This window comes from Paenibacillus sp. UNC499MF (genome assembly GCF_900107975.1).
GTDB lineage: Bacteria > Bacillota > Bacilli > Paenibacillales > NBRC-103111 > Paenibacillus_F.
Genome location: NZ_FNVF01000007.1, coordinates 23269 through 30908 on the forward strand (window position 1 = coordinate 23269; position 7640 = coordinate 30908).

General features: G+C 54.1%; 5 protein-coding genes. 4 read left to right on the forward strand and 1 reads right to left on the reverse strand.

Features of this window, described 5'->3' with window-relative positions; genetic code table 11:
- Nucleotides 1–316: 316 nt before the first annotated feature.
- A complete protein-coding gene (locus tag C4S74_RS15865; protein WP_103996278.1) occupies nt 317–2314 on the reverse strand; it encodes a serine hydrolase in 1998 nt (665 codons plus the stop codon).
- Between the two features lie 291 nt (nt 2315–2605).
- Between C4S74_RS15865 and C4S74_RS15870 the strand changes: the two genes are divergently transcribed.
- From C4S74_RS15870 to C4S74_RS15885, 4 genes are all read left to right on the forward strand, one after another.
- Nucleotides 2606–3193, forward strand: coding sequence for a sensor domain-containing protein (locus C4S74_RS15870; protein ID WP_103996279.1), 588 nt, complete (start codon nt 2606–2608; stop codon nt 3191–3193).
- An 81-nt stretch (nt 3194–3274) separates the two neighbouring features.
- Nucleotides 3275–5116 (forward strand): hybrid sensor histidine kinase/response regulator transcription factor, encoded by a 1842-nt coding sequence (locus C4S74_RS15875; RefSeq protein ID WP_103996280.1) that lies wholly within the window; start codon nt 3275–3277, stop codon nt 5114–5116.
- A gap of 208 nt (nt 5117–5324) precedes the next feature.
- Nucleotides 5325–6782, forward strand: coding sequence for a 4-hydroxyphenylacetate 3-monooxygenase, oxygenase component (hpaB, locus tag C4S74_RS15880; RefSeq protein ID WP_103996281.1), 1458 nt, complete (start codon nt 5325–5327; stop codon nt 6780–6782).
- Nucleotides 6783–7131: 349 nt separating this feature from the next.
- Nucleotides 7132–7428 (forward strand): putative quinol monooxygenase, encoded by a 297-nt coding sequence (locus C4S74_RS15885; RefSeq protein WP_103996282.1) that lies wholly within the window; start codon nt 7132–7134, stop codon nt 7426–7428.
- The last annotated feature ends 212 nt before the right edge of the window (nt 7429–7640 follow it).

Sequence of the window (7640 nt, forward strand, 5' to 3'; positions counted from 1 at the left end):
GAGAGAGAGAGAGAGAGCGGGCGTCAGACCTCCGGCAACAAGAAAAAAAGTGAATGGCCATGGTCTGTGACGCCAAGTCCGCCGTCCCGGGAGCCTTGTGCGGGCTCAACCTAATGCGGGTCCCGTCTGCCGGGAAACGCGGGCGCGTCCGAATCCGTTGCGGCTTCGGAGCCGTGAAGCCGCAGATTCCGCCGGGGCGGGCGTAAAAGGAGGACAGGGCCGCTTTTTCAAGAAATAGCGGCTCCGTAATCCTCCTGGCGCGCCGTCTCGGCCCCGGTATGGTTCGGCAGGCCGTACGCCGCCTCCAGCTGCAGGTTTACTGCACCTTATGAGGCAGTGTATAGTAGCCGAATGCTTTATCCAGCAGAACGGCGGCTTCCTGGCGCAGCAGCGGCTGCTTGGAGCGGAAATCGACCGAGCCGTCCGGTTTAACGGAGGCGCCCGGATCTACGATGCCCTGCGACACCAGTGCGGTGACGGCTTTAACCGCCCACTCGTCGGTCGTTCCGGCCAGCTTGATTTCCGACGCAGGCTCAAGCTGCTTCATGTTCTGGATCATCGCGGCGGCGATCTGCCGTGTGACCGGTGCTTTCCGGTCGAAGCCCGGGATATCGGCGACCATCAATTTTTTGTTGTCTTCGATCGAGTATGCAAAGCCGTACCAGCCGTGGGCTTTCAGAAGCACATCCGCAAATTCACCCTGGGTCATCGTGCTCTGAGGCTGGAATGAATTGCCCGTACGCGCGCCCATAACTCCCCACGTATTCAAGTTATCGATGTGAGGTTTGTAGGGGCTGTCTTTAGCGACATCATCAAACGGAGTTTTCTCATGCATTTTCTGAGCATCGGAAATGAACTCCATACTGGACCGGTTCGTGTAATAGTAGTACTCGATCTGACCGTGGCTGTCTTTCTTGAATGCCAACTTGTTTCCGGACTCGTCTTCGAAAAGCAGCGGATTAATCATTTTCAAGGCATGCTTGCCCGAAGAATTGGTTTCCATAATCAGGTTGCCGTTATCGTACGAAAATTTCGTTTTCAGGAACAGCAGGCGTGTATTCTGGTACATGCCCGTGTACTGCTGCGCATCTTTTTCATTCAAAGGAAGGTAAGTCGGTTTCTCGGGTTCTTTCTCGGCAGGGAAATAGTGATCCATGAATTCCTCGAACACGTCGATACTCATCATGGAGTCATTGTTATAGGACATGAAAAACCCCGTATTTTTATCAGGGAGCAGAACCATTAAAGACTGGTGGCCCGTCATGCTGCCGCCTTTCATTATCACGTGGTGGCCGTTCATGAGATCCGTAAAATACCCCTCAAAGCCGACGGTTGTCATGGGCAGCGACTTTTCGGAGAAAACCTGATAGTTGTGCATAAGATCCACGCTCTTGGGACTGACGAGCTGTTTGCCGTCGTATTTGCCCTTCTGAAGCTGCATGATCATATATTTGGACATATCTTCGGCCGTCGAGATGATACTGCCCTGCGGTCCGTCCGTCGGCGCATGCCCGTCAGTCGGCACAGGCTTGTCGCTCGGATCGTAATGAGCCGCCATTCTCGCAAGCAGCTCGGGTGTAAAGCGGGCGCTGGTGGAAGTCATGCCGAGCGGTTTGAACACCTTTTCCTGCATGTATTTGTCATAACGCAGCCCGCTCACGTTCTCAACGGCATGCCCGGCCAGCAGAAAGGCGTAGTTGTCGTAAGTGTAGGCTTCTCCCGGCTTGCGCACAACCGTAGGCATGTGCTCGGCCAGAAAAGGTTTCGTGGGGATATCCTGATAGACGAGATCGGGTCCTACATAATTCGCTATATCCGGATAATCGATCCCGCTTGTATAGGTGAGAAGATCGAATAACGTGAGCGGCGTTCCCGTTTTGTTGGGCACCTTCAGGCCGCCCAGGTAGGGCTCGATGTCACCCTTCAGTTCCATTTTTCCCTCGTCCACAAGCTGCAGGGCGGCCAGGGCGGTAAACGTTTTGGTGACCGAGGCGATCTGGAATACGGTGTTTTTATCGACGGGGATGTTCTTTTCCTTGTCCGCATAGCCGTACCCTTTATTCAACACGACCTTGCCGTCTTTGACGACCACGAAGCTGGAACCGTTGACGCTGAACTTTTTCATTTTCTCGGCAAATATAGGATCGGCAAACGCTTCAACCTCCTTGGTGTCGAGGGGTCCCTGCGAGGCACCTTTATCGGGCTGCAACGCTTCGGGCGGTTTGGCGGCAGGCGTGTCCGACGAACAGGCCGTGAAAATAGAGGAAGACAAGACTAGCAGAGCAAGACTTGCAAGGCGTAGCTTTTTTTTCATGGTATATTCTCCTTTTCGCATTCTGTTTTGTGTATCCGTTATGCGATTGATTCAGGCGGGGAGTGCCGTGAAGATCGGTGTTCCCTTCCGCGATGTCCCTAATATTGCAGACTTTCCGTCAAATGAGCCAGTGATCTTCCGTCACGAAACCATCATTTATTTGGATGTGAGTGTCATATGACATTTGCTCACTGGTGCATCTGACAGCGGGCGGTTTAGGATACAGACAGCCGGAGAATCCAATGTGAATAACAAAATCAAAAGAACGAACAGGAAAGGACCGAGATTCCCATGAAAAAAGAAATAGTGCAAAGTCTTCAAACTTTTTACTTTTTGCTGCTTACTTTCGCTACGGGGGTGTTTTACTTTTGCTTCTATTTAGTCAGCCTGGTTTTCAGTTTAAGCATGGCTTTTACTTTAATCGGGGTGCCGATGATCACCTACGTTATGCGCAGTACGCGGACGTTTGCCCGTTATGAAAGGATACAAACCAAAATTTATACGGATATTTCCATAGAACCTTACGAGCGGCCGGAAAAAAACGGAGGCTCCGTATGGCAGCAGGCGAAAGAAGAGCTTGCGGATCGGCGCAACTGGACGATCATCGGCTGTCTGATGCTGAAATTCCCGCTCGGCCTGCTTGCCCTTCTATTGGCTGTCCTGTGCTACATCGCGCCTGTCATCTTCATTCTGGTTCCGCTTGCGGTTCCATACCTGGATATCAACGTTGCGGGAATGCCTGTGGACACGTTTGTAAAATCCCTCTTCGTGATGGCCGGGGGCGTTCTGCTCGCTTTCGCAGGCGCAAAACTCGGATGGAGCTCGGCCTTGCTGGCCGGACGCTATACCCGGAACATGTTCAAACGGCTTCACACATAGACAGCCGGTGCTTGCCGTGGCATAGTAATAACAAGAACAGCCGGGTGTCGATCCGGGCAGCCAGACAAAGAGGTGACAAACATGTTCGATGCGGTCAAGCAGTGGTTTTGGTACGAGTGGGCGCTTTTTATCATCCGTCTGTTGATTTTTATTTCTACCACAATCACGACCATCCAGGTTCAAAATGACTTAAACCTTCCCTTGTGGCTGGTTTTGTGCTGGGAAATCTCCGCCTTCTCGGTTCCATGGATTTTGCTGCAGGTGAATACGACGGCGTATTTGATTCCCGAGCTGATTTTGTCCGGAGGAGTCAGCGTCTATTTAACTTCGTTATTTCCCGAGGCCTATTTGACCTTTCTCGTGCCCGCCGCCCTGATTGCAGCGAACAGTGAGGATAAAACATACCGCTGGACGGGACCGGCCGCCGTTTTGCTGGTGCCGTTCATGATGTATCAATTCTCCGAAGCAGCGAAGCCGCTCTGGGAAATGATGGTTCAAATCGGGCTGGCTTATGCGATCGGATACGCGTTCCATCTGTTGGTGGTGAATTACCGGCAAAATGAAATCATCCGCAGCCAGAACAGCGTTCTGGAGCAGTACATGTCCCAAGTGGAGCGGATGACTCTGCTTGAAGAACGGAACCGGCTCGCAAAGGATCTGCACGATACGATGGGGCATTCGTACACGTCTCTTATTATGGGACTTGAAACGCTGCGACCGGATATCGCGACTGAGGAAGGCGAGAACAAGCTGGAGGCCCTTCTGGCGGTGACCCGCAAAAGCATGGGCGACGTGCGGGAATTTCTGCACGAGATGGGCGCTTCGCAGAAGCTGTCTTCGCTCCGGGAGGAGCTGGAGCGGCTGGGGCGCGAATTCGAGGCCAGCGCCGGGGTGACCGTGCGCCTGCGGGTACTGGGAGAAGAGGAGGCCCTGCCTCAGCAGGTGAAGATGATCTTCTACCGCTGCCTGCAGGAAGCCCTCACGAATGCCGTGAGGCACGGCAGGGCCACGGAAGTTCAGGCGGCGCTGCAGTTCGAACCCCGGCAGATTCGGCTGGAGGTGCAGGACAACGGCGAGGGCAGCGAGCTCCTGACGGAAGGCTTCGGGCTGAAGGCGATGAAGGAGCGGGCGGCAAGCCTGCAGGGGCAGGTCTCCGTCTACTCGGAGAAGGGCGCGGGGACAACCGTGACCTGTACCCTGCCCCGCCAGGTCGAGCCGGGAGGCGAGATGATCCGTCTGCTGATTGCCGACGACCAGGCGTTCATTCGCGAAAGCCTCCGGACCATTCTGGAGGGACAGAAGGATATGACGGTTACGGGGCTTGCCGGAGACGGCGAGCAGGCGGTCGAGCTTTGTGCGGAGCTGGAGCCCGATCTGGTTCTGATGGATCTGGATATGCCGAATATGGACGGCACCGCCGCCACCCGGACGATCAAGCAGAAGTGGCCGCACGTCCGGGTCGTCATCCTGACGACTTTCCAGGCGCCGGACAAAGCGCTTGAGGTGCTGCGCAGCGGGGCCGACGGCTACTTGTTTAAGTCGATCGAGCCGAAGGAGCTGGCCGAGACGATCCGCCTCGTGCATCGCGGAGGCACCATGATCGCTCAGGATCTCTCGACAAGGCTGTTCGGCGAGCTCGGGGAAGCGGCCGAAGCTTCGGTACGGACCGGTGCCTCCGGGACTTCCGAGACACCCGGACTGCCGGAGGCAGCGGCCCCTGCCGGAGCAGCTTATGACCTGACTCCGCGCGAAATCGAGATTTTGCGGATGCTCTCCAAAGGCCTCCGATACAAGTCGATCGCTTCCAAGCTGTACTTGTCGGACGGAACGGTCCGAAATTACGCGTCCACGGTGTACGCCAAGCTCGGTGTCCGCAACCGGGAGGATGCGGTGGAAAAGGCGGCGGAAGCCGGGCTTCTATAAGGCCGCATCCGGACAGGCTTTCGGTTCCTTGGGGAACCGGAAGCCTTTTTCGCTTACCTGCTTATCCGGAATTAGGCTTATCCGCCAAGTTTGCGGCGATCTCATCCCAGGGGCGGAAATCTTCCCTATTACCCGCCCTTTAGGTATCCGTTCATACCAATCCGCCTTCGCCCGAATACAGTAACCATAGAGTGAGGAGGCGATTCTAATGCCCGTTAAAAACGGCGGCGACTATATAGAACGGATTAACCGGCATCTTCCCGGCGTTTGGATTGCGGGGGAACGGGTGCAGGGAATGATTTCGGAGCATAAAGCGTTCAAGGGGCTGATGGCGACTCAGGCTTCGATGTATGATATGCAGCAGGCGGAGGAATGGCGGGCGAAAATGACGTATGCTTCACCTTCGGCAGGGGACCCGGTCGGGTTGTCCTTCCTGCAGCCGAAGACGAAGAAGGACCTTGCGCTGCGCAGGCAGATGATGCAGGCGTGGGCTTCGGTCCATCACGGTTTCCTGGGGCGTGCTCCCGATTATATGAACACGGCCATAATGGCTTTCGCCGCAGCGGCGGGCCTGATCGAAGAAGAGAACCCCGAATATGCGGATAACTTAAGGCGCTATTACGAATACTGCCGGGAAAACGACGTGACGCTCTCTCACGTGTTTATTCAGCCGAAAGCGGCGAGAGTGTCCACTTTTCTGCGGACCTTCGAGGAACCGGCCGCTGCCCGGGTGGTGGACAAAAATAAAGACGGTATCGTCGTCCGGGGCGCGTTCCTGCTGGATACTCAGGGAGCGACGTCGGATGAAATCTTCGTTTTTCCGGCTCCTTTTCCGTATGGAGGCAGTGAGGACAGCCCGCACGCCTTCGCTTTCGCGGTGCCGAGCAATCTGGCCGGCGTGAGCTTTGTATGCAGAGAGAGCTTTGTCGGGGGCGAATCGGCGTACAACTACCCTTTGAGCTCCCGATTCGAGGAGATGGATACGCTGGTTCTTTTCGAAGATGCGCTCGTGCCGTGGGACCGTGTATTTATATGCGGGAACGAAAGGATGGCCTGGCAGCTTGTGGATGAAAGCCGGTTTCATACCCACACCGGTGTGCAGATCATGTGCAAAAACATCGCCAAAACGGAGTTCATTCTGGGTACGCTTGAAAAAATGGTCGAAGTGGGAGGCCTCGACAGCCACAGCCATGTAACCGAGAAAGTAACGGAGGTTATCGTGGCTCTGGAGACGCTCAAGGCGCTTCAGCTTGCGGCTGAAAAAGGGGCGTCCCGGGATAAGTGGGGAAGTATGCTCCCCGACCCGAAGCCGCTTCTTGCGGCTAACGTTTACTTCCCCAAGGTATACCCGCGGTTTGTGGAAATCATCCAGCTGATCGGAGCAAGCGGATTGATTATGATTCCGGACGAAGCGGATTTCAGTACCGAAATCGGCGGTCAGCTAAACCTTTATTTGAAGGGTATTGACCTGAGCGCCAAGGAAAATGTGCAATTGTCCCGGCTTGCGTGGGAGCTTGGTGTGAGCGCGTTCGGCGGCAGGCAGGCGGTTTACGAACGGTTTTTCTTCGGAGATTCTTCGGTAGTGAACGGGCGTTTGTACAACACTTATAAAGAACGGGAAACGCTAGGACGCCGGGTCCAGGATTTCTTGTCGGGGCAGGGGTGACGTGAACGGGGGACTTCGGTTCCCTTTATTTATGTCGATTTCTACTTCTGTTTTCCTGCCGATAAAAAATGAATGCCTGTATTAAGGCGGCAAGCTGCAACTCTTTCGATACAAATTTTAAGAGCCGGGAGGATGTAAACACCGCTGCAAGGATGCGGTAATGAAAAGGCGCCGGCATGGATATTTATCATAAGCCGGGGCTTTTTTGCTTTTCGGTCTTTTTTCTTTTATATTATTTATAGGTTAATATTTTATGATTTAAATAAATAACAATGTTTTCGTTTGGAAAGCATAAAAGAGAGAGCTCCCTGCCGGGAGAGCTGTCTGACATAAAAGGAGGTTATCAGTCATGATTATCATTCACGCGGCCATGCAGCTGCAGCCGGATAAAGATGAGGCGTTCCTGAAAGAGATTCTTCCGCTCGTGGAAGCTTCGAGAGCAGAGGGCGGCAATGTTTCGTATGATTTGTACAAACATGCGGAGAAGGAAAATGCTTACACAATGGTTGAGGTCTGGAAAGATCAGCAGGCGGTTGCCAGCCATAATTCCAGCGCACATTTCACGGCATTCACCGGCAAAGCCGGCGAATTTCTTGCCGCTCCGCTCGATGTGAAGGTTTACGCGGCCGAGGCGGTAAAGTTGTGAGAGCTTGATCGGCTAACGGTGTATACACCCGAAGGGCAGCGCCTACAAGGGCAAAGTTTAAGGGGACAAAGGTGCAGAATTTACAGGCTAGAAGCGTACCGGCGAAAAGTGTAAAGTCTACGGCCAAAGCCGTAGAGCCAACCGTACAATTCAAACCGTAGAACCAAACCGTAGAACCTAAACTGTAGAACCTAAACTGTAGAACCTAAACT